Source organism: Arhodomonas sp. KWT (assembly GCF_010993615.1).
This window is the reverse complement of record NZ_WNXE01000002.1, coordinates 51,072-75,645: the sequence shown is the minus strand read 5'-3', so window position 1 is coordinate 75,645 and position 24,574 is coordinate 51,072. Positions and strand designations below refer to the sequence as shown.

24 protein-coding genes, 1 tRNA gene and 1 pseudogene are annotated in these 24,574 nt (G+C 67.8%); 5 read left to right on the top strand and 21 right to left on the bottom strand.

The features are described 5' to 3' along the window. Position 1: 1 nt before the first annotated feature. The 13 genes from nuoE to G7A99_RS01285 form a co-directional block, all read right to left on the bottom strand. Complete coding sequence (gene nuoE, locus G7A99_RS01345; protein WP_018717692.1) at positions 2 to 511, bottom strand: NADH-quinone oxidoreductase subunit NuoE; 510 nt, start codon at positions 509 to 511, stop codon at positions 2 to 4. Then, the gene (locus G7A99_RS01340) at positions 508 to 1,761 is read right to left on the bottom strand and encodes an NADH-quinone oxidoreductase subunit D (RefSeq protein WP_018717691.1); all 1,254 of its coding nucleotides are present in this window, start codon (positions 1,759 to 1,761) and stop codon (positions 508 to 510) included. Before G7A99_RS01340 ends, nuoE begins: the two co-directional genes overlap by 4 nt. Beyond that, complete coding sequence (locus tag G7A99_RS01335; RefSeq protein WP_018717690.1) at positions 1,754 to 2,491, bottom strand: NADH-quinone oxidoreductase subunit C; 738 nt, start codon at positions 2,489 to 2,491, stop codon at positions 1,754 to 1,756. Before G7A99_RS01335 ends, G7A99_RS01340 begins: the two co-directional genes overlap by 8 nt. A 15-nt stretch (positions 2,492 to 2,506) precedes the next feature. Continuing rightward, positions 2,507 to 2,983, bottom strand: a complete 477-nt coding sequence (locus G7A99_RS01330; RefSeq protein WP_018717689.1) for an NADH-quinone oxidoreductase subunit B family protein — start codon at positions 2,981 to 2,983, stop codon at positions 2,507 to 2,509. Beyond that, a complete protein-coding gene (locus G7A99_RS01325) occupies positions 2,974 to 3,330 on the bottom strand; it encodes an NADH-quinone oxidoreductase subunit A (RefSeq protein ID WP_018717688.1) in 357 nt (118 codons plus the stop codon). Before G7A99_RS01325 ends, G7A99_RS01330 begins: the two co-directional genes overlap by 10 nt. A 174-nt stretch (positions 3,331 to 3,504) precedes the next feature. Continuing rightward, positions 3,505 to 3,589 (bottom strand) — tRNA-Leu (locus G7A99_RS01320). A gap of 72 nt (positions 3,590 to 3,661) precedes the next feature. Further along, positions 3,662 to 4,039, bottom strand: coding sequence for a preprotein translocase subunit SecG (gene secG, locus G7A99_RS01315; RefSeq protein WP_018717687.1), 378 nt, complete (start codon positions 4,037 to 4,039; stop codon positions 3,662 to 3,664). A gap of 15 nt (positions 4,040 to 4,054) precedes the next feature. Further along, positions 4,055 to 4,822 carry a triose-phosphate isomerase gene (gene tpiA, locus G7A99_RS01310; RefSeq protein ID WP_018717686.1) on the bottom strand — a complete coding sequence of 256 codons (768 nt, stop codon included), beginning with the start codon at positions 4,820 to 4,822 and terminating at the stop codon, positions 4,055 to 4,057. A gap of 57 nt (positions 4,823 to 4,879) precedes the next feature. Further along, positions 4,880 to 6,250 (bottom strand): phosphoglucosamine mutase, encoded by a 1,371-nt coding sequence (gene glmM / locus G7A99_RS01305; protein WP_018717685.1) that lies wholly within the window; start codon positions 6,248 to 6,250, stop codon positions 4,880 to 4,882. Between the two features lie 75 nt (positions 6,251 to 6,325). Beyond that, positions 6,326 to 7,192 (bottom strand): dihydropteroate synthase, encoded by an 867-nt coding sequence (gene folP / locus G7A99_RS01300; RefSeq protein ID WP_163138684.1) that lies wholly within the window; start codon positions 7,190 to 7,192, stop codon positions 6,326 to 6,328. Positions 7,193 to 7,261: 69 nt separating this feature from the next. Beyond that, positions 7,262 to 9,172 carry an ATP-dependent zinc metalloprotease FtsH gene (gene ftsH / locus G7A99_RS01295; RefSeq protein ID WP_156831160.1) on the bottom strand — a complete coding sequence of 637 codons (1,911 nt, stop codon included), beginning with the start codon at positions 9,170 to 9,172 and terminating at the stop codon, positions 7,262 to 7,264. Between the two features lie 111 nt (positions 9,173 to 9,283). Next, positions 9,284 to 9,904 (bottom strand): 23S rRNA (uridine(2552)-2'-O)-methyltransferase RlmE, encoded by a 621-nt coding sequence (gene rlmE / locus G7A99_RS01290; protein WP_018717682.1) that lies wholly within the window; start codon positions 9,902 to 9,904, stop codon positions 9,284 to 9,286. Continuing rightward, positions 9,885 to 10,145 carry a hypothetical protein gene (locus G7A99_RS01285; protein ID WP_156831159.1) on the bottom strand — a complete coding sequence of 87 codons (261 nt, stop codon included), beginning with the start codon at positions 10,143 to 10,145 and terminating at the stop codon, positions 9,885 to 9,887. The genes rlmE and G7A99_RS01285 overlap by 20 nt, the downstream gene beginning before the upstream one ends. A gap of 41 nt (positions 10,146 to 10,186) precedes the next feature. Here G7A99_RS01285 and yhbY point away from each other — a divergent pair, with 41 nt between their 5' ends. Further along, a complete protein-coding gene (gene yhbY, locus G7A99_RS01280; protein WP_018717680.1) occupies positions 10,187 to 10,486 on the top strand; it encodes a ribosome assembly RNA-binding protein YhbY in 300 nt (99 codons plus the stop codon). 34 nt (positions 10,487 to 10,520) lie between these two features. Here yhbY and greA read toward each other — a convergent pair whose 3' ends face one another. Genes greA through carA form a run of 3 tightly spaced genes read right to left on the bottom strand, consistent with a single transcriptional unit; the run spans position 10,521 to position 15,400 of the window. Continuing rightward, positions 10,521 to 10,997, bottom strand: coding sequence for a transcription elongation factor GreA (gene greA / locus G7A99_RS01275; RefSeq protein WP_018717679.1), 477 nt, complete (start codon positions 10,995 to 10,997; stop codon positions 10,521 to 10,523). Then, a complete protein-coding gene (carB, locus tag G7A99_RS01270; protein ID WP_163138683.1) occupies positions 10,994 to 14,218 on the bottom strand; it encodes a carbamoyl-phosphate synthase large subunit in 3,225 nt (1,074 codons plus the stop codon). The genes greA and carB overlap by 4 nt, the downstream gene beginning before the upstream one ends. 30 nt (positions 14,219 to 14,248) lie before the next feature. Continuing rightward, positions 14,249 to 15,400 (bottom strand): glutamine-hydrolyzing carbamoyl-phosphate synthase small subunit, encoded by a 1,152-nt coding sequence (gene carA / locus G7A99_RS01265; RefSeq protein WP_018717677.1) that lies wholly within the window; start codon positions 15,398 to 15,400, stop codon positions 14,249 to 14,251. A gap of 297 nt (positions 15,401 to 15,697) precedes the next feature. Here carA and G7A99_RS01260 point away from each other — a divergent pair, with 297 nt between their 5' ends. From G7A99_RS01260 to G7A99_RS01250, 3 genes are read left to right on the top strand one after another with little or no spacing between them, the layout of a single operon-like run. After that, positions 15,698 to 16,648 carry an ABC transporter ATP-binding protein gene (locus G7A99_RS01260; protein ID WP_018717676.1) on the top strand — a complete coding sequence of 317 codons (951 nt, stop codon included), beginning with the start codon at positions 15,698 to 15,700 and terminating at the stop codon, positions 16,646 to 16,648. A gap of 11 nt (positions 16,649 to 16,659) precedes the next feature. Further along, the gene (locus tag G7A99_RS01255; RefSeq protein WP_018717675.1) at positions 16,660 to 17,442 is read left to right on the top strand and encodes an ABC transporter permease; all 783 of its coding nucleotides are present in this window, start codon (positions 16,660 to 16,662) and stop codon (positions 17,440 to 17,442) included. Positions 17,443 to 17,476: 34 nt separating this feature from the next. Then, complete coding sequence (locus G7A99_RS01250; protein WP_018717674.1) at positions 17,477 to 18,802, top strand: nicotinate phosphoribosyltransferase; 1,326 nt, start codon at positions 17,477 to 17,479, stop codon at positions 18,800 to 18,802. 62 nt (positions 18,803 to 18,864) lie between these two features. On the opposite strand, the gene G7A99_RS01245 is transcribed toward G7A99_RS01250, so the two are convergent. After that, a complete protein-coding gene (locus G7A99_RS01245; RefSeq protein ID WP_018717673.1) occupies positions 18,865 to 19,200 on the bottom strand; it encodes an H-NS family nucleoid-associated regulatory protein in 336 nt (111 codons plus the stop codon). A 437-nt stretch (positions 19,201 to 19,637) separates the two neighbouring features. Here G7A99_RS01245 and G7A99_RS01240 point away from each other — a divergent pair, with 437 nt between their 5' ends. Then, positions 19,638 to 20,864 carry a hypothetical protein gene (locus G7A99_RS01240; RefSeq protein WP_156831158.1) on the top strand — a complete coding sequence of 409 codons (1,227 nt, stop codon included), beginning with the start codon at positions 19,638 to 19,640 and terminating at the stop codon, positions 20,862 to 20,864. A gap of 9 nt (positions 20,865 to 20,873) precedes the next feature. On the opposite strand, the gene pdxH is transcribed toward G7A99_RS01240, so the two are convergent. The 4 genes and pseudogenes from pdxH to G7A99_RS25075 form a co-directional block, all read right to left on the bottom strand. After that, entirely contained in the window at positions 20,874 to 21,467 is a 594-nt protein-coding gene (gene pdxH, locus G7A99_RS01235) for a pyridoxamine 5'-phosphate oxidase (RefSeq protein ID WP_018717671.1), read from the bottom strand. Next, positions 21,464 to 22,822, bottom strand: coding sequence for a nodulation protein NfeD (locus G7A99_RS01230; RefSeq protein WP_240466054.1), 1,359 nt, complete (start codon positions 22,820 to 22,822; stop codon positions 21,464 to 21,466). Before G7A99_RS01230 ends, pdxH begins: the two co-directional genes overlap by 4 nt. A 125-nt stretch (positions 22,823 to 22,947) precedes the next feature. Continuing rightward, entirely contained in the window at positions 22,948 to 23,859 is a 912-nt protein-coding gene (lpxC, locus tag G7A99_RS01225) for a UDP-3-O-acyl-N-acetylglucosamine deacetylase (RefSeq protein ID WP_018717669.1), read from the bottom strand. A gap of 241 nt (positions 23,860 to 24,100) precedes the next feature. Next, positions 24,101 to 24,574 (bottom strand): annotated as a pseudogene (locus G7A99_RS25075) (cell division protein FtsZ); the annotation flags it as partial.

The window sequence follows — 24,574 nt, the reverse complement described above, 5'->3', positions numbered from 1 at the left end:
GCTACTCCAGGTTCTCCAGGATCTCGTCCACTTTCTCCGGCGTGAGGTTCGTGTGATAGACCTCATCGACAAGCATCATGGGCGCGCCCGTGCAACCGGCGAGACACTCATCCTCGTGCTTGAGGGTGACGCGCCCGTCCGCGGTGGTCTCCCCCACCGTGATGCCGAGACGCTCCTCGATATGGGCGAGGAGCTCCTCGCCGCCGCGGAGCATGCACGAGACGTTGGTGCAGACGTTGACCTTGTGGCGGCCCACCGGCGAGGTGTCGAACATCGAGTAGAAGGTGGCGACCTCATAGACCTTGGTCGTGGGCAGCCCCAGGTACTCCGCCACCGCGTCGATGAGCTCCCGGGACAGCCAGCCGCCGTTACCCTCCTGGGCAATGTGCAGCGCCGGGATCACGGCGGAACGCCGCCCCTTGTCGTCGTCCGGGTACTTCGCGAGCCAGTGGTCGATTTCCTCGCGCTGGTGCGCGGTGAGGTACTTTTCCGCCAGTTGCTCCGAACTCACCGGTCGACCTCCCCGAATACGATATCCAGCGTGCCCATGATGGTCACGACGTCAGCGATCATGTGCCCGCTCGCGAGTTCATCCATCGCCGCCATGTGCGGGAACCCGGGGGCACGGAGTTTCACCCGGTAGGGCTTGTTCGCGCCGTCGGAGACGAGGTAGCAGCCAAACTCGCCCTTAGGGGCCTCGACCGCGGCATAGACCTCGCCCGACGGGACGCTGTAACCCTCGGTGAACAGCTTGAAGTGGTGGATGAGGGACTCCATGTCGTCCTTCATCTGCTCACGGGTCGGCGGCGTGACCTTGTGGTCCTCCAGCCGAACCGGACCGTCGTTGCGCCGCAGCCAGTCCACGCACTGCTTGATCAGGCGCACCGACTGGCGCATCTCCTCGATGCGCACCAGGTAGCGGTCATAGCAGTCGCCGTTGGTGCCCACCGGGATATCGAAATCGAGGCGGTCGTAGACCTCGTAGGGCTGCTTCTTGCGCAGGTCCCACTCGATCCCCGAGCCGCGCACCATCGGCCCGGTAAAGCCGAGCTGCAGTGCGCGCTCCGGCGAGACCACGGCAACGTCGACGAGCCGCTGCTTCCAGATCCGGTTGTCGGTGAGGAGGGTCTCGAACTCGTCGATCACCTTCGGATAGCGCTCGCAGAAGGCGTCGAGGAAGTCGAGCATCGACCCCTCGCGATCACGGTTCAGCCGCTTGAGGTCGGCCTCCGAGCGGTGTGGCGAGGGCTCGTAGCGGCTCATCTGCTGCGGCAGGTCACGGTGGACACCGCCCGGGCGGTAGTAGGTCGCGTGCATGCGTGCCCCGCTGACCGCCTCGTAGCAGTCCATGAGCTCCTCGCGCTCACGGAAGGCATAGAGAAAGACCGTCATCGCACCGACGTCCAGTCCATGGGCGCCGATCCACATGAGGTGGTTCAGGATCCGCGTGATCTCGTCGAACATCACGCGGATGTACTGGGCACGGACCGGCGGCTCGATGCCGAGCAGCTTCTCGATGGCCGACACGTATCCGTGCTCGTTGCACATCATCGAAACGTAGTCGAGCCGGTCCATGTAGCCGATACTGTGGTTGAACGGCTTGGTCTCGGCGAGCTTCTCCGTCGCACGGTGCAGCAGGCCGATATGGGGGTCGGCCCGGCGTACGACCTCGCCGTCCAGCTCGAGCACCAGACGCAGCACACCGTGTGCGGCCGGGTGCTGGGGACCGAAGTTGATCGTATAGCTGCTGATCTCAGGCATCAGCGCCACCCTCCTGCTGCGGCGCGGGCTGCGCGTAGCGATTGTCCTCGCGAACCACGCGGGGCACGGTCACCCGCGGCTCGATACTGACGGGCTCGTAGACCACGCGCCCGCGCTCCTCGTCGAAACGGACTTCGACATTGCCGATCAGCGGGAAGTCCTTGCGGAACGGGTGCCCGACAAAGCCGTAATCGGTGAGGATGCGCCGCAGGTCCGGGTGGCCGTCGAAGACGATGCCGTAGAGATCGAAGGCCTCGCGCTCGAACCAGTTCGCACAGCTCCAGATCGGAACCACGGAATCGACGACCGGGAAGTTGTCATCCGCGGCATAGCAGCGCACCCGCACGCGGTGATTGTGGCTGAGCGAGAGCAGCTGGTAGACGGCCGCGAAGCGCCGCCCGGTGCTGGAATGGATCTCCTGCACCCCATAGATGCCGGTAAGGCCGAGCCGCCCGGTGGTAAACCCGTCGACACCACGACTGAAGCCCACCGAAGTGGCCTCCTCCGTTATCCACTCGTCGTCACCGTAGGCGGCGTAATCGACGCCGGCGATGTCGATGAGCTGCTCGAAGCGCAGCGACTCGTGGTCGCGCAGCTCCAGCATCGTCGCGTAGAGATCTTCGGGGCGGACCTCGATGTCCACCTCGTCGCGATCGATAACCAGCTTCGCAATCTTCTGCCCAAGCGCCTGCTCGAGACGCCCGGCGAGCTCTTCCGCGGAAAGGGCCATGAGAACGCGCTCTCCTCAGCGGGCGATGGTGTTGGTGCGGCGGATCTTCTTCTGCAGCTGAATGATGCCGTAGAGCAGCGCCTCCGCCGTGGGGGGGCAGCCGGGCACGTAGATGTCCACGGGCACGATGCGGTCACACCCGCGCACCACCGAATAGGAGTAGTGGTAATAGCCGCCGCCATTGGCGCACGACCCCATCGAGATCACCCAGCGCGGCTCCGCCATCTGGTCGTAGACCTTGCGCAGCGCCGGCGCCATCTTGTTGACGAGGGTACCGGCCACGATCATCACGTCGGACTGGCGCGGCGACGGCCGGAAGATGACACCGAAGCGGTCCATGTCGTAGCGCGCCGCACCGGTATGCATCATTTCCACCGCGCAGCATGCCAGCCCGAAGGTCATGGGCCAGAGCGACCCCGTGCGCGCCCAGTTGATCAGCTTGTCAGCAGAGGTCGTGACGAACCCCTGCTCGAGAACGCCTTCTACTCCCATTCCAGCGCCCCCTTCTTCCACTCGTAGAGAAACCCGACCAGGAGGATGCCGACGAACAGGGCCATGGCGCCGAAGCCGAACAGGCCGACCTTGTCGAGCACGATCGCCCACGGGAAGAGAAAGGCGATCTCCAGGTCGAAGATGATGAACAGAATGGCCACGAGGTAGTAGCGCACATCGAACTTCATGCGCGAGTCCTCGAAGGCCTCGAAGCCGCACTCGTAGGGCGAGAGCTTTTCGTCGTCCGGCCGCCTGGGCCCGAGGATGAACCCGAGCACCGGCAACAGCACGCCCAGCCCTACAGCGAGCACGATAAATACGAGGATCGGTAGATACGATTCAACCATGGACCGCCTGCCCCAACACTCAAGGAAAACGCCCGCGAGGATGGATGTGGGCGCCGGCAAACCGGGAGCAGTGTAGGGCAGGAGTGACGCCGCTGTCAACTTGCGGCCTCGCCTTTTTCCCTTTAAAAACAAGGAGATAGCGCGGGGCATAGGCCCCGCGCTCAAGGCGATGGTTGGTGCGGATGGCCGGACTCGAACCGGCACGGCTTGCGCCACTGCCCCCTCAAGACAGCGTGTCTACCAGTTCCACCACATCCGCTTCAGGAAAGCGTGATCGGCTCACCAGCCGAGGAGCGGGCAATATACCAAAGAGCCCGCCCGCCGACAACGCCTATTCGGACGGTGCCGGGGCCGGCGCCGGCTCCCCGCCGCCCGCTGCGCCCGACGAGCCGGAAGACGACGTTTCGGGCTGGGCCGGGGCCTGCTCCGCCGGCGCGGCCTGGTCGGACTGCATGACGCTACCGACCTCGTCGAAACTGCCGGAGAGCATCGCCAGCACCAGGCTGGTGACGAAAAAGCCGGCCGCCAGAACGGCGGTAACCTTGCTGAGGAACGACGCCGCGCCGCGGGCGCCGAACACCGTGCCCGACGCGCCACTGCCGAAAGCGGCACCGGCGTCGGCCCCCTTGCCGTGCTGCAGCAGCACGACCCCGACCAGCGTCAGGCAGACCAGTACGTGGACGGCAAGAAGGATGCTGTATAAGGACATGCGTTGCGCCCCAAGTTAAACGGGACCCGTCCGGTCGCCCTTGACGGCGGCCCGACAGATCGAAAGAAAATCATCAGCGTTCAGCGACGCCCCGCCGATCAGCCCGCCATCGACGTCATCGAGCGAGAACAGCGCCGCCGCATTACCCGGCTTGACGCTGCCGCCATAGAGCAACCGTACGGCGGCAGTGTCCACCCCGGCCGCGGCGAGATGGCGGCGGATCCCGGCGTGAACCGCCTGGACCGATTCCGGGTCCGCGCTGCGTCCGGTACCTATCGCCCAGACCGGCTCGTAGGCGACGACACCGCGGGCCACCCCTTCGGCGCCCACGGCATCAACAACGGCGTCGATCTGACGGGCGATGACATGCGCCGTCTTACCCGCGTCCCGCTCCGCGAGAGACTCCCCCACGCACAGGATCGGTGTCACCCCGGCCGCCAGGGACGCCCGGAAACGTGCGCCGACCAGGGCGTCGGACTCCCCGTAATGCTCGCGCCGCTCGGAATGGCCTGCGAGGGCGTATCGACAACCGAACTCGGCGAGCATCGACGCGCTCACCTCACCGGTGTACGCCCCCTCGTCCGCGTCGGCGACGTTCTGGGCGCCGACGTCCACGGCAGCCCCCGAGAGAAGCCCGGACACATCGGCGATGTGCACCATCGGCGGCAGCACCGCCACCTCGACGCCCCGGGGAACACCCGCCGCGACCGCATTCGCCAGGGCCCGGGCCCCGGAGCGGTCCCCGTTCATCTTCCAGTTGCCGACCACGAGGGGCTGTCGCATGGAGCCGTCCGAAACGAGGCTGAAAGCGCGCAAGGTTACCCAGCACGCCGGTCAAAATCAATCCGCACCCAGGCGCTCGCCGGCCATCTCCTCCGCCACCCGGTCCGCCAGCCAGCGCGCCGCACGCGCGACCGAGCCGGCGTCGGGGGCCTCCACCATCACGCGAATCAGTGGCTCGGTGCCGGAAGGGCGAAGCAGCACGCGACCAGTCTCTCCCAGAGACGCCTCGACCTCCTCGATCGCCGCCACGATGCCGCCAACCCCCAGGGGGTCACGGCGCTCGGCGATACGGACGTTGACCGTCTCCTGAGGCAGGCGCTCCATGCCGCGGCGCAGCTCCGCCAGCGACCGGCCGGTGCGCACGGCGTAGCCCAGGACCTGGAGCGCGGACACGACGCCGTCCCCCGTGGTGGTCCGGTCGAGGCAGACGATGTGCCCGGAGGACTCGCCGCCCAGGATCCCGCCCGCCTCGAGCAGCCGTTCCAGGACATACCGGTCACCGACCCGGGCACGTTCGAAGGCCACCCCGCGGTCACGCAGCGCCAGCTCCAGCCCCAGGTTGGACATCAGCGTACCCACCACCGGGCCACGGAGCTCGTCCCGCTCCTGGCGCTCGCGGGCGATGATCCAGAGCAGGTCATCACCGTCGAGGAGCTCCCCCTCACCGTCGACCATAATCACCCGGTCACCGTCGCCATCCAGCGCAATACCGGCGTCGGCACCGCGCTCGCGCACCTCGCGGCAGAGCGTTCCGGGGTGCAGCGAGCCGCAGTCGACATTGATGTTCAGCCCGTCCGGCTCGGCACCCAGCGCAGTGACCTCGGCACCGAGCTCCCGGAACACCGCCGGCGCCACTTGATAGCCCGCACCGTTGGCGCAGTCCACTACCAGGCGCAACCCGGAAAGGTCGCGATCCGCGCGCAGGGTGTGCTTGCAGAATTCGATATAGCGCCCGGGCGCGTCGACCAGCCGGTAGGCCTTGCCAAGACCCGCCGAGTCCACCGTCTCCAGAGGACGCTCCAGGTAGTCCTCGATGCGCGCCTCGGTGGCGTCGTCGAGCTTGCGCCCCTCTGCGGAGAAGAACTTGATGCCATTGTCGTAGTGCGGGTTGTGGGAGGCACTAATGACGATGCCCGCGTTCGCCTGCAACGTACGCGTTAGGTAGGCGATCGCCGGTGTCGGCATCGGGCCGAGGAGCTGGATGTTCACGCCCGCCGCCGACAGGCCCGCCTCCAGGGCCGATTCGAACATATAGTTCGACAACCGGGTGTCCTTGCCGATGACCACCTGGTTGTTCGCGCCGCGCCCGGCAAGCACACGCCCGGCCGCCCAGCCCAGCTTGAGCATGAAGTCCGCGGTAATGGGATATTCACCGACACGGCCCCGGATGCCGTCGGTCCCGAAGTAACGCCTGCTGTCCTCGCTCATGGGAGCACGCCCTCCGTAGGGTTCACCGCGCGGCCCTACCCGGCCGCCCTGAACGACGCGCCCCGCGACGCCGGATCAGCCATTCGCCGCCTCCGGCACCCCATCATCCGGAGCGGCGACACTGTTGACCACCTTAAGCGCGTCCACCGTGGCTGCGACGTCGTGGACACGAATGATGCGCGCGCCGGCAGCGGCGGCCAGCACCGCAGCGGCGATACTGCCGGCAACCCGCTCCTTGGGCGGGCGGTCGACGAGCTCGCCGATGAAGGACTTGCGCGAGAGACCGACAAGCACCGGGAGGTCCCCGCCGGTCAGCTCCGCGAGACGACGCAGCAGCCCGGCGTTGTGCTCATGGCGTTTACCGAACCCGAACCCGGGATCCAGGATCAGCCGCTCCCGCGGCACACCGCCGGCCACGCACCCGTCGACGCGCTCGCGCAGGAACCGGGCGACGTCGTCGACGATGTCGTCATAGTGGGGATCGCGCTGCATGTTCCGCGGCGTGCCCTGCATGTGCATCAGGCATACCGGCAACCCGGTGTCCGCGGCGGCCACCACTGCGCCGGGCCGCTGCAACGCCATCACGTCGTTGATCAATCCGGCGCCGGCGCCAGCCACGGCGCGCATGACCTCCGGCTTGGTCGTATCCACCGACAGCGGCACCGGCAGCTCGCCGGCCAGCGCCTCGACCACCGGGACGACCCGGGCCAGCTCCTCGTCCACCGGCACGTCCTCGGCCCCAGGGCGCGTGGACTCGCCGCCGATATCGATAATGTCGGCGCCCTCGGCGACCATCGCCCGCGCCCGGGCGAGCGCGTCGTCCCGGGCAACGAAATCACCCCCGTCCGAGAACGAATCGGGGGTGATATTGAGAATCCCCATGACCGCCGGCCGGGAGATATCCAGCGGCCGGCCGCCACAGTCGATGACCCGTCGTGTCATGTCCGTAGTTGCAATCCCCTTGGTGCGAACCACGGCACCGGGCGCGCTCGCCCGGTGCCGCCTACTGCTTCAGTGCTCGCTGGCCGGGCGCCCGACCTTGCCGGAGTCGGACTCCGACTCGCCGGCGCCCTCGCCGCCCGTGCTCGGCTGCGCCGGCCCCTGGGTATCCTCCGGGGGCCGCGGCGGGCGACCGTTCATGATGTCCTGGATCTGCTCATGGTCGATGGTCTCGTACTTCATGAGCGCATCGGCCATCGCGTGCAGCTTCTCCATGTTCTGCTCGAGCAGGTTCTTGGCGTGACGGTAGTTCTCGTCGATGATCCGTCGCACCTCCTCGTCGATCGCATGGGTCGTCTCGTCGGAGACCTGCTTGTGCTGCGTGACCTGATGGCCGAGGAAGACCTCGCCCTCGTCCTCGCCGTAGGACTGCGGCCCCATGCGGTCCGACAGACCCCACTTGGTCACCATGTTCCGGGAGATCTCCGTCGCGCGCTGGATGTCGTTCTGGGCGCCCGTGGTCACCCGGTCCGCGCCGAAGATGATCTCCTCGGCCAGCCGGCCGCCGAACAGGCTGGCGATCTGGCTGTTGAGACGGCGCTTGGTGTAGCTGTAACGGTCCTCCTCGGGGAGGAACATGGTCACGCCGAGCGCCCGCCCGCGCGGGATGATGGTGACCTTGTGCACCGGATCGTGCTCCGGGGAGAGCAGGCCCACGATGGCGTGGCCGGACTCGTGATAGGCGGTCAGGCGCTTCTCGTCCTCGGTCATGACCATCGACTTGCGCTCCGCGCCCATCATGATCTTGTCCTTGGCGTCCTCGAAATCGTGCTGGTCCACCACCCGCTTGTTGCGGCGCGCGGCGAACAGCGACGCCTCGTTGACGAGGTTCGCCAGGTCGGCACCGGAGAAACCGGGCGTGCCCCGGGCGATGATCCGCGCGTCCACGTCGTCGGCCACCGGCACCTTGCTGATGTGCACCTTGAGGATGTGCTCGCGACCGCGCACATCGGGCAGCGGCACCACCACCTGACGGTCGAAGCGGCCCGGGCGCAGCAGCGCCGGATCGAGCACGTCCGGACGGTTGGTGGCGGCGATGACGATCACGCCCTCATTGCCCTCGAAGCCGTCCATCTCGACGAGCATCTGATTGAGCGTCTGCTCGCGCTCGTCGTGACCGCCGCCGAGGCCCGCGCCGCGCTGGCGGCCCACCGCGTCGAGCTCGTCGATGAAGATGATGCACGGCGCGTGCTTTTTGGCCTGGGCGAACATGTCGCGCACGCGGGAGGCACCGACGCCGACGAACATCTCGACGAAGTCCGACCCGGAGATGCTGAAGAACGGCACCCGGGCCTCACCGGCGATGGCCTTGGCGAGCAGCGTCTTGCCCGTGCCGGGCGGACCGACCATGAGCACGCCGCGCGGGATCTGGCCGCCCAGGCGCTGGAACTTGGAGGGATCACGCAGGAACTCCACAAGCTCCATGACGTCCTGCTTGGCCTCCTCGACGCCGGCGACGTCGGCGAACGTGACCTTCACCTGTTCCTCGGACATCATACGCGCCCGGCTCTTGCCGAACGACATGGCACCGCGGCCACCGCCGCCGCCCTGCATCTGGCGCATGAAATAGATCCACACGCCGATGAGCAGCAGGAACGGGAACCAGGAGATGAGGATCTGCAGCAGGATGCTGCGCCCCTCCTGCGGCTCGGCGTTCACGGTCACGCCGTTGTCGAGCAGCGTACCGATCAGCGCCCCGTTATCCGTCTCCGGGCTGTACGTGGTGAACTGCTGACCGTTGCCCTGCTGACCGCGGATGACGGGGCCCTTGATGGTTACCCGCTCGATGTTCCCCTGCTTCACGTCGGAGAGGAACTGGGAGTACGGGATCTCCCCCGGGCTCATGCTGTTGCCCTGGAAATTGCTGAACACGGACATCAGCACAATGGCGATGACCACCCAGAGGATTAGATTTTTCGCCATGTCGTTCAAGGCTCGTCACCTCGATCTGGTGCCATGCGCATGCCGCGCAAGGCACAAAATGTCTGCCACCGGCCCGCACGCCGGGCCGCCTTCGGCGTTGCCGCAACGTTACTACGAGTGTAACTGACGCGCCAACAGAAAGACCTCCCGGCTGCGCCCCCTGGAGGCGCCGGGCTTACGTGTCGCCACGCTCGAGAAGGAGCGCCGCAGCTCACCGAGGAAGGCATCGAACCCCTCCCCCTGGAAGGTCTTGACCAGGAAGTCGCCACCCGGTTCCAGATTGTCCGTCGCGAACGCCAGCGCCAGCTCCGCGAGGTACATCGCCCGGGGCTGGTCCACGGCCTTCTGCCCGGAGATATTGGGGGCCATATCCGAGAGCACAAGGGAGACCGGTTCGCCGGCCAGTGCCTCATCCAGTGCCGCGAGGGCCTCGTCCTCGGTGAAATCCGCCTGGATGAAGGTGACATCCGGCAGCGGATCCATCGGCAGGATGTCCAGCGCGACCACCCGGCCGCGCCCCCGGAGGCGATGGGCGCAGTACTGTGCCCAGCCGCCGGGCGCCGCCCCCAGGTCGACGATATTCCGTCCGGGCCGCACCAGGCGGTCCCTGCCGTCGATCTCGGCGAGCTTGAACGCCGCCCGCGAGCGCCAGCCCTCCTTCTGGGCTCGCTGCACGTAGGCGTCGTCGAAATGCTCGCGCAGCCAGCGCCGGCTACTCTTGGTGCGTGCCATCGCCCGTCTCCGCCTGTTCGTCGGCCAGCGCCCGCTGCTCCGCGAGCCGAACCCGCACGGCGATCCAGCCCCCGGCGCCGAACCCCACCACGGCGAGCAGGACCAGCTCGACCCAGCGCCCGAGGTCCAGACCGACGATCAGCAGCGCCGCCACGACACCAAAGATCATGACCACGCCCAGCTCGTAGCGCAGACCGGCGAACGCCGCCGGTCGGCGATCGCCGTCGTCGCGTGCTACCATCTCGTCACCGCGCTTTCCGGACATCGGGATCAATCACCAGCATGCAGTCTCTTACCGAAACCCAGCGCCGCTATCTGCGCCGCATGGGCCATGACCTCAAACCCGTCGTTCGCACCGGCAGCGCCGGACTGACCGAGGGTGTGCTTACCGAGCTCGAGCGCGCCCTGCACGACCACGAGCTGGTCAAGGTCAAGCTCGTCGCCGACGACCGCGCCCAGCGTCGTGCGTTCATCGAGCGCATCGTCGAGGCCACCGGCGCCGTCGAGGTTCAGGCCATCGGCCACGTCGCGCTGTTCTACCGCCGCAACCCCGAGCGGCGCGAGCCCATCGCGCTGCCCTGAGGCGGCGGCCCCGCCGCCGCGGGGCGGCGTCCGCTCACTCGTAGCGCACCGCCACGATCTCGTAGCTGCGGGTCCCGCCCGGGGCCTGCACCTCGGCGATGTCGCCCTCCTCCTTGCCGATCAGGGCGCGGGCGATCGGCGACTGGATGGAGATCAGGCCCTGCTTGATGTCGGCCTCGTCCTCGCCGACGATCTGATAGGTCTTCTCCTCGCCGGTGTCCTCGTCGGCGAGATCGACGGTCACGCCGAAGACCACCTTCCCGTTGGCCGGCAGGCTCGCGACGTCGATCACCTGGGCGTTGGCGAGCTTGCCCTCGATATCGGCGATCCGGCCCTCGATGAAACCCTGCTGTTCGCGGGCGGCATGGTACTCGGCGTTCTCCTTGAGATCGCCGTGCTCGCGCGCTTCCGCGATGGCCTGGATGACCCGCGGGCGATCCTCGTGCTTGAGGCGGTCGAGCTCGGCGCGGAGCTTCTCCGCGCCCTTGACCGTCAGCGGCGTCTTGCTCATGCGCTCGCCTCCTTATAGAGGTCCTGAAGGGCGTTCACGTCGCCGTGCTCGGAGTAGCCCAGTGCCTGGACGGTGGCGCGGGCACCCGACAGGGTCGTGGTGTAGCAGACCTTGTGGTGCAGCGCCTCGCGCCGGATCGAGAACGAATCGGCGATGGCCTGACGCCCCTCGGTGGTATTGATGATCAGCGCGATCTCGTCGTTCTTGATCGCATCGACAATGTGCGGCCGACCTTCCGTGACCTTGTTGATCACCTCACAGTCGATCCCGGCCTCCCGGAGCACCCCGGCGGTGCCCTGGGTGGCGACGATGGTGAAGTCGCGGCGGAGCAGATCGCGGGCCACCGCGACCACGGCCCCCTTGTCCGCATCGCGGACGCTGACGAACGCCTTGCCCCCGTCGCGGGGCAGCACCACGCCGGCGCCGACCTGGGACTTCGCGTAGGCCTCGCCGAAATCCCGGCCCACGCCCATGACCTCGCCGGTGGACTTCATCTCGGGGCCGAGGATCGGGTCGACCCCCGGGAACTTGATGAACGGGAAGACCGCTTCCTTCACGCTATAGTAGGCCGGAACCGCCTCCCGCGTGTAGCCCTGCTCCGCCAGGCCGCGGCCGGCCATGCAGCGCGCGGCGATCTTCGCCAGCGGCACGCCCGTCGCCTTGGAGACGAACGGCACGGTGCGCGAGGCCCGCGGATTGACCTCCAGGACGAAGATCTCCGGCCCCTTGATTGCGAACTGCGTGTTCATCAGCCCGACCACGCCGAGCGCCCGGGCCATCGCCCGGATCTGCTCGCGCAGGCGGTCGATGGTCTCCGGCGCCAGCGTGTACGGCGGCAGCGAGCATGCGGAGTCGCCGGAGTGCACGCCGGCCTGCTCGATGTGCTCCATGATGCCGCCGATGAGCACGTCCTCGCCGTCACAGATGGCGTCGACGTCCACCTCGACGGCATCGTCGAGGAAGCGGTCGAGCAGCACCGGCGACTCGTTGGAGACCTTTACCGCCTCGTTCATGTACTGCACGAGCTCGGACTCTTCGTAAACGATCTCCATGGCCCGGCCACCGAGCACGTAGGAGGGCCGCACCACCAGCGGATAGCCGATCTCGGCGGCCAGCCGCAGGGCCTCGTCGGCGCTGCGGGCGGTGCGGTTCGGCGGCTGCTGCAACCCGAGCTCGCCAATCATGCGCTGGAAGCGCTCGCGGTCCTCGGCGAGGTCGATGGAGTCCGGCGTCGTGCCGATGATGGGTGCCCCGAAACGCTCCAGGTCACGGGCGAGCTTGAGCGGCGTCTGCCCACCGTACTGGATGATGATGCCCTCCGGGCGCTCCGTCTCCACGATCTCGAGCACGTCCTCGAGGGTCAGCGGCTCGAAGTACAGCCGGTCGGAGGTGTCGTAGTCGGTGGACACCGTCTCCGGGTTGCAGTTGACCATGATGGTCTCATAGCCATCGTCGCGCATGGCGAGTGCGGCGTGGACGCAGCAGTAGTCGAACTCGATGCCCTGGCCGATGCGGTTGGGACCGCCGCCGAGCACCATGATCTTGGCCCGGTCCGACGGCGCGGCCTCGTCCTCCTCCTCGTAAGTGGAGTACATGTAGGCCGTGGCCGTAGCGAACTCGGCGGCACAGGAGTCGACCCGCTTGTAGACCGGGCGGATGCCCAGCCGGCGGCGGTGGGCTCGCACCTCGTGCTCGTTCCAGCCCACCAGGCGCGCGATCCGCGCATCGGAGAAACCTCGGCGCTTGAGCTGGAACAGCCGCCGGGCATCGAGGGCGTCGGCGCCCTGCTCGGCGATATGCCCCTCCCAGGCCATCAGCTCCTCGAGCTGGGCCAGGAACCAGCGATCCACCCAGGTGTGCTGGTAGACCGCCTCCAGCTCGAAGCCGGCGCGGAAGGCGTCGGCGAGCCAGAGCATGCGCTCGGGCCCGGGCAGGCGCAGCTCCTGGGTAATGCGCTGGGCGGCGTCGTCGCGGCCCGCCTCGATGCGCGGGTCGAGCCCCTCCAGGCCGTTCTCCAAGCCGCGCATCGCCTTCTGCAGCGATTCCTGGAAGGTCCGGCCGATGGCCATGACCTCGCCCACCGACTTCATCTGGGTGGTGAGCACCGGCTTGGTCCGGATGAACTTCTCGAACGTGAACCGCGGGATCTTGGTGACCACGTAGTCGATGCTCGGCTCGAACGAGGCCGGCGTCCGGCCGCCGGTGATCTCGTTGCGCAGCTCGTCGAGGGTATACCCCACCGCGAGCTTGGCCGCGACCTTGGCGATCGGGAAGCCGGTGGCCTTGGAGGCCAGCGCGGAGGAACGCGACACCCGCGGGTTCATCTCGATGACCACCATGCGCCCGGTCTCCGGGTCGATGGCGAACTGCACGTTGGAGCCACCGGTCTCGACGCCGATCTCGCGCAGCACCGCCAGCGAGGCGTCGCGCATGATCTGGTACTCCTTGTCCGTGAGCGTCTGCGCCGGCGCCACGGTGATGGAGTCGCCGGTGTGCACGCCCATGGGATCGACGTTCTCGATCGCGCAGACGATGATGCAGTTATCCGCCTTGTCGCGGACGACCTCCATCTCGAACTCCTTCCACCCCAGAACCGACTCCTCGATGAGCAGCTCGTTGGTGGGCGAGAGGTCGAGGCCGCGCTCGCAGATGTCGACGAACTCCTCCTTGTTGTAGGCGATGCCGCCCCCGGAGCCGCCGAGGGTGAACGAGGGCCGGATGATCGTCGGGAAGCCGATCTCCGCCTGCACCTCCAGCGCCTCCTCCATGCTGTGGGCGATGCGCGCGGTGGCCGTGGCCAGGCCGATGTTCTCCATCGCGGCCCGGAAGGCCTCCCGGTCCTCGGCCTTGTCGATGGCGGACTTGGTGGCGCCGATCATCTCCACGCCGTGACGCTCGAGCACGCCGTAGCGGTCGAGGTCGAGGGCGCAGTTCAGCGCGGTCTGCCCGCCCATGGTGGGCAGCACCGCGTCCGGGCGCTCCTGCTCGATGATCCGCTCGACGGTTCGCCAGTTCACCGGCTCGATGTAGACACGATCGGCCATCTCGGGATCGGTCATGATGGTCGCCGGATTGGAGTTCACCAGGATGACCCGGTAACCCTCCTCGCGCAGGGCCTTGCACGCCTGCGCGCCGGAGTAGTCGAACTCGCAGGCCTGGCCGATCACGATCGGGCCGGCGCCGAGGATAAGGATGCTCTGGATATCGGTACGCTTGGGCATCGTCGCTCTCTGCTGTGCCGGCGGGCCGCCTCAGGCGGTCTCGCCGCGATAGGCGCGAATGAGGTCCACGAAGTGCTGGAACAGCGGTGCCACGTCACGGGGCCCGGGACTCGCCTCGGGGTGGCCCTGGAAGCTGAACGCGGGCCGGTCACTCAGCTCGATCCCCTGCAGGGTCTCGTCGAACAGCGAGCGATGGGTGACGCGCACGTTCGCCGGCAGCGTGGTCTCGTCGATGGCAAAACCGTGGTTCTGGCTGGAGATCATGACCCGGCCCGTATCGACGTCGAGGACCGGGTGGTTCGCGCCGTGATGGCCGAACTTCATCTTCTCCGAGCGCGCGCCCACGGCAAGGCCCAGGATCTGATGGCCCAGGCAGATGCCGAACACCGGCACGCCGGCATCCAGGAACGCCCGGGTCGCCTCGATGGCATAATCACAGGGCTCCGGGTCACCGGGCCCGTTGGACAGGAACACCCCGTCCGGCGCCATCGCCATGACCTCGGCGGCCGGCGTGGTCGCCGGCACCACCGTAACGCGGCAGCCGTAGTCGACCAGCAGCCGCAGGATGTTGCGCTTGATGCCGAAATCATAGGCGACGACGTGCCAGGAGAGCTCGTCGTCGCCACGGGGGCTGACCTCCACCTCGCCGTCGTCCAGCGACCAGGTGCCGAGGCGCCACTCGTAGGGCCGGGCCGCCGAGACCTCGCGCGCGAGGTCCATGCCCTTGAGACCGGGGAAGCCCCGTGCACGGGTCACCGCCGTCTCGTGATCGGCATCGCCGGTGATGATGCAGCCGTTCTGCGCGCCCTTCTCGCGGAGCAGCCGCGTCAGGCGGCGGGTATCCACACCGGCGATCGCGACGATCCCCTGTCGCGCGAGGTAGGCCGGCAGGTCCTCGCGGGAGCGCCAGTTGCTCACCCGCGGCGGCAGGTCACGGATGATCAGCCCGGCGAGCTGAACACCGTCGGCCTCCTCGTCCAGCGGGGTCGTGCCCGTGTTGCCGATGTGCGGATAGGTCAGGGTCACGAGCTGGCGGCTGTACGACGGATCCGTGCAGATCTCCTGGTAACCGGACATCGCGGTGTTGAAGCAGACCTCGCCGACGGTCTCACCGTCCGCGCCGATCGCCTCTCCCTCGAAGACCGATCCGTCCTCCAGTGCCAGAATGGCAGGCGTGTTCAAGGGGGATCCTCCACTGCTCGCAAAAACGGGAGGGATCCGCCGTCAGATCGCCTCCCGTTGGCACAGGTTTGGCATTAGCGCCGATTCGGAGTGTAACGCCGTAATTTTACGGGGACACCGCCGAGGTGTCCATCCTGCCGGCCGCCCGCCTCCCGGGGCGGGCAAGTAGCCTTCTACCGGTCGGATGCCGTATGATCGCCGCTCATTGGCATTCCCCGCGGGCGTCCGCCACGTCCGTGCGGTGATGCCCATGCCCCGCACCCGAAACCCACTCATCTCGACCCCGGGACATCACGCATGAAGGCGCTATCGCTGCGTCAGCTCAACAAGACCTATGCCGGCGGCGTGGTCGCGCTGCGCGACGTCAACCTCGACGTCGAGCCCGGCGACTTCTTCGGCCTGCTCGGCCCCAACGGCGCCGGCAAATCGACCATCATCGGCATCATCAGCTCGCTGGTACGCAAGACCAGCGGCGAGGTGGAGGTCTTCGGCCACGCCATCGACCGCGACCCCTGGGGGGCGAAGACCAATATCGGCCTCGTGCCCCAGGAGTTCAATTTCAATCACTTCGAGACCGTCAGCCAGATCGTGCTCAACCAAGCCGGCTACTACGGTATTCCGCGGAAGGTGGCGCGTGAACGCGCCGGGCGCTACCTGCGCGAGCTCGGCCTGTGGGGCCGGCGCAACGTGGTCTCGCGGACCCTGTCAGGCGGCATGAAGCGGCGCCTGATGATCGCCCGCGCGCTGATCCACGAGCCGCAGGTGCTGATCCTCGACGAGCCCACCGCGGGCGTGGATATCGAGCTGCGCCGCTCGATGTGGGAGTTTCTGCGCAAGATCAACAGCGAGGGCACCACCATCGTGCTGACGACCCACTACCTCGAGGAGGCGGAGTCGCTGTGCCGCAACATCGCGATCATCGATGACGGGCGCATCATCGAGAACACCAACGTGCGCGCGCTGCTGCGCCGGCTGTCCACGCAGAGCTACATCCTCGACATCGACTGCCCGATCGAGCAGGTACCGAGCATCGAGGGCTACCGTGTGTTGCCGCTCGACGACGGCACCCTGGAGGTGGAGGTCCACGTAGAGCAGGGGCTCAACCCGCTGTTCCGCGCCCTGGACGCCGCCGGCGTCGGTGTGGTGAGTCTCAAGAACAAGGCCAACCGCCTCGAGGAGCTGTTCGTGCGCATGCTCGAACGCAATGCACCCGAGGAGTCCGGCGCCGCCGCGCCGGCGAACCGCTAGGGGGAGATCGCGTGCAACCCGCCTACCTTCAACAGACCCTGGTCGCACTGGCGACCATCGCCCACAAGGAAACCACCCGTTACCTGCGCATCTGGGTGCAGACCCTGGTGCCGCCGGCGATCACCATGTCGCTGTACTTCGTGATCTTCGGCAACCTCATCGGCTCCCGCGTCGGACCGATGGCGGGCTATTCCTACATGCAGTTCATTGCCCCCGGGATCATCATGATGTCGGTGATCACGAACAGCTATTCCAACGTGGTTTCCTCGTTCTTCGGCGCGAAATTCCAGAAACACATCGAGGAGATCCTCGTTTCGCCTACGCCGAACTACACCATCCTGATCGGCTACCTCGCCGGCGGTGTCGGCCGCGGCCTGCTCACCGGGCTGATTGTGACCTTCATCGCCACCGGCTTCGCAGATCTCAGCGTACACAATGTCTGGATCACCGGCTCGGTGGTCTTTCTCACCGCTGTGCTGTTCTCGCTGGGCGGCTTCATCAACGCCGTGTTCGCGCGCAAGTTCGACGACATATCCATCGTGCCCACCTTCGTTCTCACGCCCCTGACCTATCTCGGCGGTGTCTTCTATTCGATCCAGCTGCTGCCGGACTTCTGGCACGGGGTATCGCTGGTGAACCCGATCCTCTACATGGTCAACGCCTTCCGCTACGGGATTCTCGGCACCTCGGACATCCCGATCGGGACCGCGTATGGCATCATCATCCTGTTCATCGTCGGCCTCACCGCATTCAGCCTCTATCTGCTGAACCGCGGCGTGGGGCTGCGGACCTGAGTCCCGGCGGGCCACGCTGTTTGGGAGGACATTGATGGAACTGGAGCGTTCGCCGCTGCTCACCGACCTCTACGAGCTGACGATGCTGCAGACGTACTACGAGCACGGCATGACGCAGCCCGCCGTCTTCGAGCTGTTCCTGCGGCGCTCGCCCCGGCGCGGCTGCTTCCTCGCGGCGGGCCTGGAGCAGACACTGACGTGGCTCGAGGGCCTGCGCTTCGACGAACGCGAGCTCGCATGGCTCGACGACAGCGGCCTGTTCAGCGCGGCGTTCATCCGCCGGCTCGCGGACCTGCGTTTCACCGGCGAGGTCCGCGCAATGCCGGAGGGGACGATCTGCTACCCCGAGGAGCCGCTGGTGCAGATCATCGCCCCGCTGCCCGAGGCGCAGCTGGTCGAGTCGCGCCTGATGAACATCGTCCACTTCCAGACACTCATCGCCACCAAGGCGCTTCGCTGTGTCGAGGCCGCCGGCGGCCGGCGCGTGGTGGACTTCGGTCTGCGCCGCGCCCACGGCGGCGAGGCCGGTATGTGGGCGGCCCGGGCCTGCTATCTAGCAGGCTTCGGTGCCACCGCCACCACCCTCGCCGGGGCCGCCTACGGGATCCCGGTGACCGGCACCATGGCGCACTCGTTCGTGCTCGCCCACGATGACGAGGCGACCGCCTTCGAGCGCTTCGCCCGCAGTCACCCGGACAACGTCGTCCTGCTCATCGACACCTTCGACGTCGCCGAGGGGGCGCACAAGGCCGTCGCTCTCGGGCACCGGCTCGCCGACAGCGGTATCCGTGTCCAGGGCGTGCGCATCGACAGCGGCGACCTGAGCGCCCACGCCCGCACGGTGCGCCGGATCCTCGACGACGGCGGCCTCACCGACACCCTGATCCTGGTCAGCGGCGGCCTGGACGAGGAGCGCATCGCCGCGATCGTGGCCAGCGGCGCACCGGTGGACGGCTTCGGTGTCGGCTCCAAGGTCGACACCTCCGCCGACGAGCCCTTCCTCGACTCCGCCTACAAGCTCCACCACTTCGGCGAGCGGGCGCGCGCCAAGCATTCCGAGGGCAAGACGGACCTCCCCGGCCTCAAGCAGGTCTACCGCCGGTACGACGACGGCGGCCGATTCGCCGGCGACGTCATTGCACTGGCGGACGAGGGCTACGAGGGTGAGCCGCTGCTGGTGCCGGTGATGCGAAACGGAGAGCGCCTGGACGGCGGTGCGGAAAATGGACTGGAGGCGGCACGGGCACGCACCCGCGAGCAACACGGCCTGCTGCCTCCGGGCGCTGGCGCGCTGGCCGCGCCGGGGGAATCCCCGGTAACGGTCAGCCCGGCCCTGCAACGGCTGGCGGCGCGGACCTAGGCATCCCGCGCCATGCCGGAGGGCCGGTGTGGTGCGGCCCGGCCGCACCACACCGCGGCGGATCACTTGATCCGCAGATCCTCGAGTGAGCGGCCCGCGGCCTCCCATTCCTTGACCCAGACCGGCTTACGGCCGCGACCGGACCAGGTCTTGGTCTCGTCCTCGGGATGGCGGAACTGGGCCGGCGCCTTGCCGCCACTGCGGCGGCGCGTCTGCTTGGTGCCCTGCCCGGCGACCAGCTCGTTGAGATTGAAGCCATAGCGCTCGGCCACCTGCTTCAGCTCCTGCTGCGCCTTTTTCGCGTCGTCACGGCGACGGGACTCCAGCGCCTTGTCGATGTCCTTTTTCAGCTCGCGAAGCTGCTGGGAGTCGTACTTCGAGAGATCCAGATCCGCCATTTTGTTCTTTCCTCTGCAATAACCAGCCAGTGTGTTCGAAAAATTCGCCTCCCCACGCGATAACCGGCCGGCGGTATCCGGGGGTGACGAAATATGACCGTGGCGGCAACACCCCATACTCCCCGTTAAACGATCGAGTGAAGTGCCGGTTTCACGATCCGATCAATCCATGATCGCATATTATTAAATCGCAGACAGAGGCGGGAGACAATTGTAATTTTTTGAGATTGTTCACGTCCTTGAATTCCGACGCCCTGATTTCCACCAATTAGACGAAAAAGGACGAAACGCCCCGGGCATAATGCCGCGGTCCACGCAGGATACGGCTTAATTCGGCACGCGCAGGCGGGCATAATGGGTGCCGCTGATTCGGGGCCGCGCCGTTACGCCTGACCCCGACCACCGCCCAGATGCCGATCACGGAGATACGCCAGATCATGCAAGCCGCCCTGTCCGCGACCCCCGCCGTGCTCACCATCGAACTCGATCCGGAGGTCGTCGCCCGCGGTGCCCGCCCCCCGGAGCCGCTCAGCCGGGACGCCGCCGAGGTCCTCGGCCAGGCCGTCGCCGCCGACCTCCACCGCATTCTCGGCGAGACCGTGACCGAGGCCGGGCTCATCATCGCCGGCGGCCTGTACGACCTCACCGAGCTGCTCCAGCCCGGCCTGCCCATGACCGAGGCCCTGCTGGAGGTCTACCGCGGCAGTCTGCGCGGCGCGCCGTTCACCCCGCACCGGCTGAGCCTGGGCTGCGCCGGCGGGCGCTTTCCGCTGCCGGCAGTGGCGCCGCGCCGCAGCCCGGGCGCCGGCCCGATGCTCGCCCTGCCCTTTGCGCTGGTCGCGCCGGGCCCGACACTCGATACCGTGCGGCAGGTGGTCGAGGAGCGGCTGCTCGAGCGTGGCGCGCCGGCCCTGGCCACGGACCAGGTCGTGCGCCAGCAGTTCGGCCTGGAGCCGGTCAACCTCGCCTACGCGAGCTTTCACGACCTCAGCGCCCTGCTCAAGGTCCAGCTCGAGCACGCCGGGTTCGGATCACTGTGGGCCCTGCTGGAAGGCGCGCTCTACCGCCCGGACGAGCCGGTGGCGATACATACGGAAGAGGGTAATACCTTTCTCGGCCTCCACGGCCGTGCATGGACACCGTTCCTCACCCTGGACGAGTGGGCCCGGCACATGGGCAGCGACGACCCTGCCGGCTACGACGACTGGCTGCGGCGCCAGCGTCAGTACACCGCCGGACTGACGGCCCACGGCGTCGAGGTGACCCCGACGCTCCCGCGTCCGGGGGTGTTCAGTGATAATGCGGAGATGGCCATCACCGTTGCGGATCAGGCCTCGCTGGCGGATACCACACAGCGCCGCGAGCCCCGCGACGGGGACCCGGCCTTCGGGAACGCCACGGCGATCACGCTCACCGAGCAGCGCCTGCCCGGCGTCGGGCCCTTCGCCTACACGGTGCTCGCCCAGCGCGATGACGGCGCCATCGCCTATCTGGGTAACGACTACCCGATGGCGCCCGAGGCGGTGCCGGCGATCCAGGCCCACTGGCGGGAACGCGCCGAGGCCCTCGGCGCGGGCTTCCACGTGGAGCAGCCGGCCACGGCGGTCACCGGCGGCGAGCCGCCGCAGCTCATGCCCTGGCTCGATTACCAGGGCAGCGCCTGAGCGGGCGGGTCAGGGGTTGAGCAAGGTATGGTGCCAGGCGCTGTCCTCGCACCAGAAGCGCTCGCGGTGATGTAGCCGGCCGTTGCGCCCGGACCAGAACTCGATCATCTCCGGAACCAGGCGGTAGCCGCTCCAGTGCGGCGGCCGCGGCACTTCCCCGTCGGGATAGCGCTCCTCATAGTGGCGGACACGTTCGTCGAGCTCGGCACGGGTAGTCAGCGGCTCCGACTGGTGGGACGCCCAGGCCCCGATCTGGCTGAGCCGCGGGCGTGACGCGAAGTAGGCGTCCGCCTCGGCGTCCGTGACGGGCTTGACCGGCCCCTCCACGAGCACCTGCGCGAGTAACGGCTGCCAGAAGAAGGTCAGCGCTGCGACCGGATTCTCGGCGAGCTGCCGGCCCTTGCGCGAGCGCGTGTTGGTGTAGAACACGAAGCCGTCCTCATCCACCTGCTTGAGCAGCACGATACGCGCCGAGGGCCGCCCGTCCGCACCCGCGGTGGCCAGGGTCATCGCCGTAGGCTCGCCCACGGCCTCGTGGGCCCGCGCCCGGTCGAACCACTCCCGGAACTGGGCCAGCGCCCGCTCAAAGGTCTTATCGCTCATAGATCCTCGCTGTCTGCTGACTCGGCTGTGGAATCGGCCGGCTCCACGTGCAGGCGCAGTCCGTCGACGGCAACCACGCGCACCGGCGCGCCGGCGGCCATCGGCGTGTCGCAGTCGGCCCGCCAGAGCTCGCCGAACACGCGGACGTGACCCGCCCCGGGGAAGCCGCTGACAACCCGCCCGCGGGCGCCAACGAGCTGCTGCTGCCCGGAGACCACCGGGCGGCGGTACGCCCGCGCCGCGAGCGTACCGGTCGCGAACAGCAGTATCGCGCTACCCAGGGCCACACCGACCACCAGCGCCAACGATAACCGAAATCCCGGCGCCTCCGTGTCGAATAACATCAAGGAACCGGCGACGAACGCCACCGCGCCGCCCAGGCCGAGGATTCCGAACGAAGGCGCGAATGCCTCCGCGAGCATGAGACCGACCCCGAGCAGGATCAGCCCGAGCCCGGCATAGCTCACCGACAGCACCTGCAGCGCGTACAGCGCCAGCAGCAGCGCGATGCCGCCGATCACGCCGGGCACCACCGCGCCGGGGTTGGCGAGCTCGAAGATCAGCCCGTAGATGCCGATGAGCATGAGGATATAGGCGAAATTGGGATGGGCGATAGCCGCCAGCAGCCGGGTCCGCCAGTCCGGGCTGCGGTCCACGACCGTGGCGCCACGGGTGTGCAGCGTCCGCTCGCCGGCGGCGGTCTCCACGCGCCGGCCGTCCAGGGTGGCGAGGAGCTCGTCGCGGTTGCCGGCGAGGAGCTCGACCACCCCGGCCTCGCGGGCGGCGCCGGCCTCCAGGCTGGCACCCTCGCGCACCGCCTTCTCCGCCCAGTCGCCGTTACGCCCGCGCAGCTCCGCCAGGCCGCGGATGTAGGCGACGGCGTCGTTCACCATCTTCCGGTGCAGCGCATCCCCGTCGCCGCTCCCGCCCTCGTCACCCGAGGGCGTGGCACCGCCGCCACCGAGACGCACCGGGGTCGCTGCCCCGAGGTTCGTCGCCGGGGCCATCGCGGCGACATGGGAGGCATAGAGGATATAGGTCCCCGCGCTGGCCGCGCGGGCCCCGGCAGGGGCGACCCAGGCAACGACCGGCGTGCGCGCGGCGAGGATCCTCTGCACGATCCCGCGCATGGCCTGGTCCAGCCCGCCGGGCGTGTCCAGGCGCAGGATGACCGCCTCGACGCCGGCCTCGTCCGCGGCCGTTATCTCCTCGTCCACGTAGGCGGAGGTGACCGGCCCGATCGGCCCCTCGACCGACAACTCCCAGACAGTGGACGCCGCCGCACGCCCGGCTGCCGCAAGGGCGAGCACGGTGAGGACCATTGCGATCAGGGCTGTACGACGACAGGCTTTCATGCCCCAATGATGGCACACGCGGCGCCGTCGGGTGCGGATATGACAGGGGCCGGAAAAACAAAACCCCCGGACGATACCGGGGGTCGGGTCCGCGAAGGGCGGCGGCAGGCGCCCGCCCTGCGGCCTCAGCCCACGGGGACGGGCTGATCGAAGGAGATCGGGGCGTCCTCGACCTCGTCGAAGGTCACCGCCTCCCAGGCATCCGCCTCCTGGAGCAGGCGCCGGAGCAGGCGGTTATTCAGCGCATGGCCGGACTTGTAGCCGGTGAACGAGCCGACCAGGCTGTGACCGAGAAGATAGAGATCGCCGATGGCGTCGAGGATCTTGTGCTTGACGAACTCGTCCGCATAGCGGAGCCCGTCCTCGTTGAGCACGCGATAGTCGTCCACCACGATGGCGTTGTCGAGGCTGCCACCAAGCGCGAGGTTGTTCTGCTGCAGGTACTCGATATCCCGCATGAAGCCGAAGGTCCGCGCACGACTCACCTCCTTGACGAAGGAGGTCGAGGAGAAGTCGAACTCCGCACGCTGGAGTCCGTCGCTGAAGATGGGGTGGTCGAACTCGAGGGTGAAGCCCACCTTGAAGCCGTCGAACGGCTCGAAGGCGACCCACTTGTCACCCTCCTCGATACGTACGGGGCGCTTGATCCGGATGAACCGCTTGGCGGCATTCTGTTCCTGCACGCCCGCCGAGCGGATGAGGAACACGAACGGACCGGCGCTGCCGTCCATGATCGGTACCTCGGGGGCGGAGAGGTCGACATAGGCGTTGTCGATCCCCAGGCCCGCCAGGGCCGAGAGCAGGTGCTCCACGGTGGAGATACGCACACCGTCCTGGATCAGGCAGGTGGAGAGCTGGGTATCGCCGACATTCTCCGGGTGGGCGCGCACCTCCACGGGCTCGTCGAAATCGACACGGCGGAACACGATGCCGGTATCCGGCGCGGCCGGGCGCAGCGTGAGGTAGACCTTCTCGCCGGTGTGCAGGCCGACACCCGTGGCACGGATGCTGTTCTTGAGCGTTCGCTGGCGGATCATTCGCTTGAGCTTCCCCCGGTGGCGCCGCGGTGGAGAGGGACATCCGTGCCGGCGCGTACGCAGATGCGGCCCGATACATTACGCGGACACGTAATCACGCTAATGTAACAGACTGGTCCATTATTGTACACCTGGAAAGGAACGAGTTTCGTTCTCTTCCCCAGAACGGGCCGGGCCCGCACGGGACCCGGCCAAACGCTTGGAGAGACGACATTCAGGACAATTCGAGCCGGCCCGCCGCCTAGTCCGCCTGGCGGCGCAGGAAGGCCGGGATGTCGAGATAGTCCATGTCGCCCTCGTCCTGACCCGACGGCCGGTCGTTGGCGGCCTTCTTGCGGATCACCGTGGGACGGTCGAGCTGCTGGTAGTCCACCTCGCCGCTCGACTTGCGCGCCACCGTCCGCGGGGCCTCTTCCGCCGGGGTCGCCGCTGCGGGCTGACCGGCACCGAGGCCGGTGGCGACCACGGTCACGCGCAGCTCGTTCTCGAGCTCCGGGTCGATGACCGTGCCAACGACCACCGTGGCGTCGTCGGAGGAGAACTCCTTGACCGTGTTGCCCACCTCCTCAAACTCGCCGATGGACAGGTCCATGCCGGCGGTGACGTTGACCAGGATGCCCCGGGCCCCGGAGATGTTGGTGTCCTCGAGCAGCGGCGAGGCGATGGCCCGCTCCGCGGCCTCACGGGCACGGCCCTCGCCTGAGGCGTAGCCGGA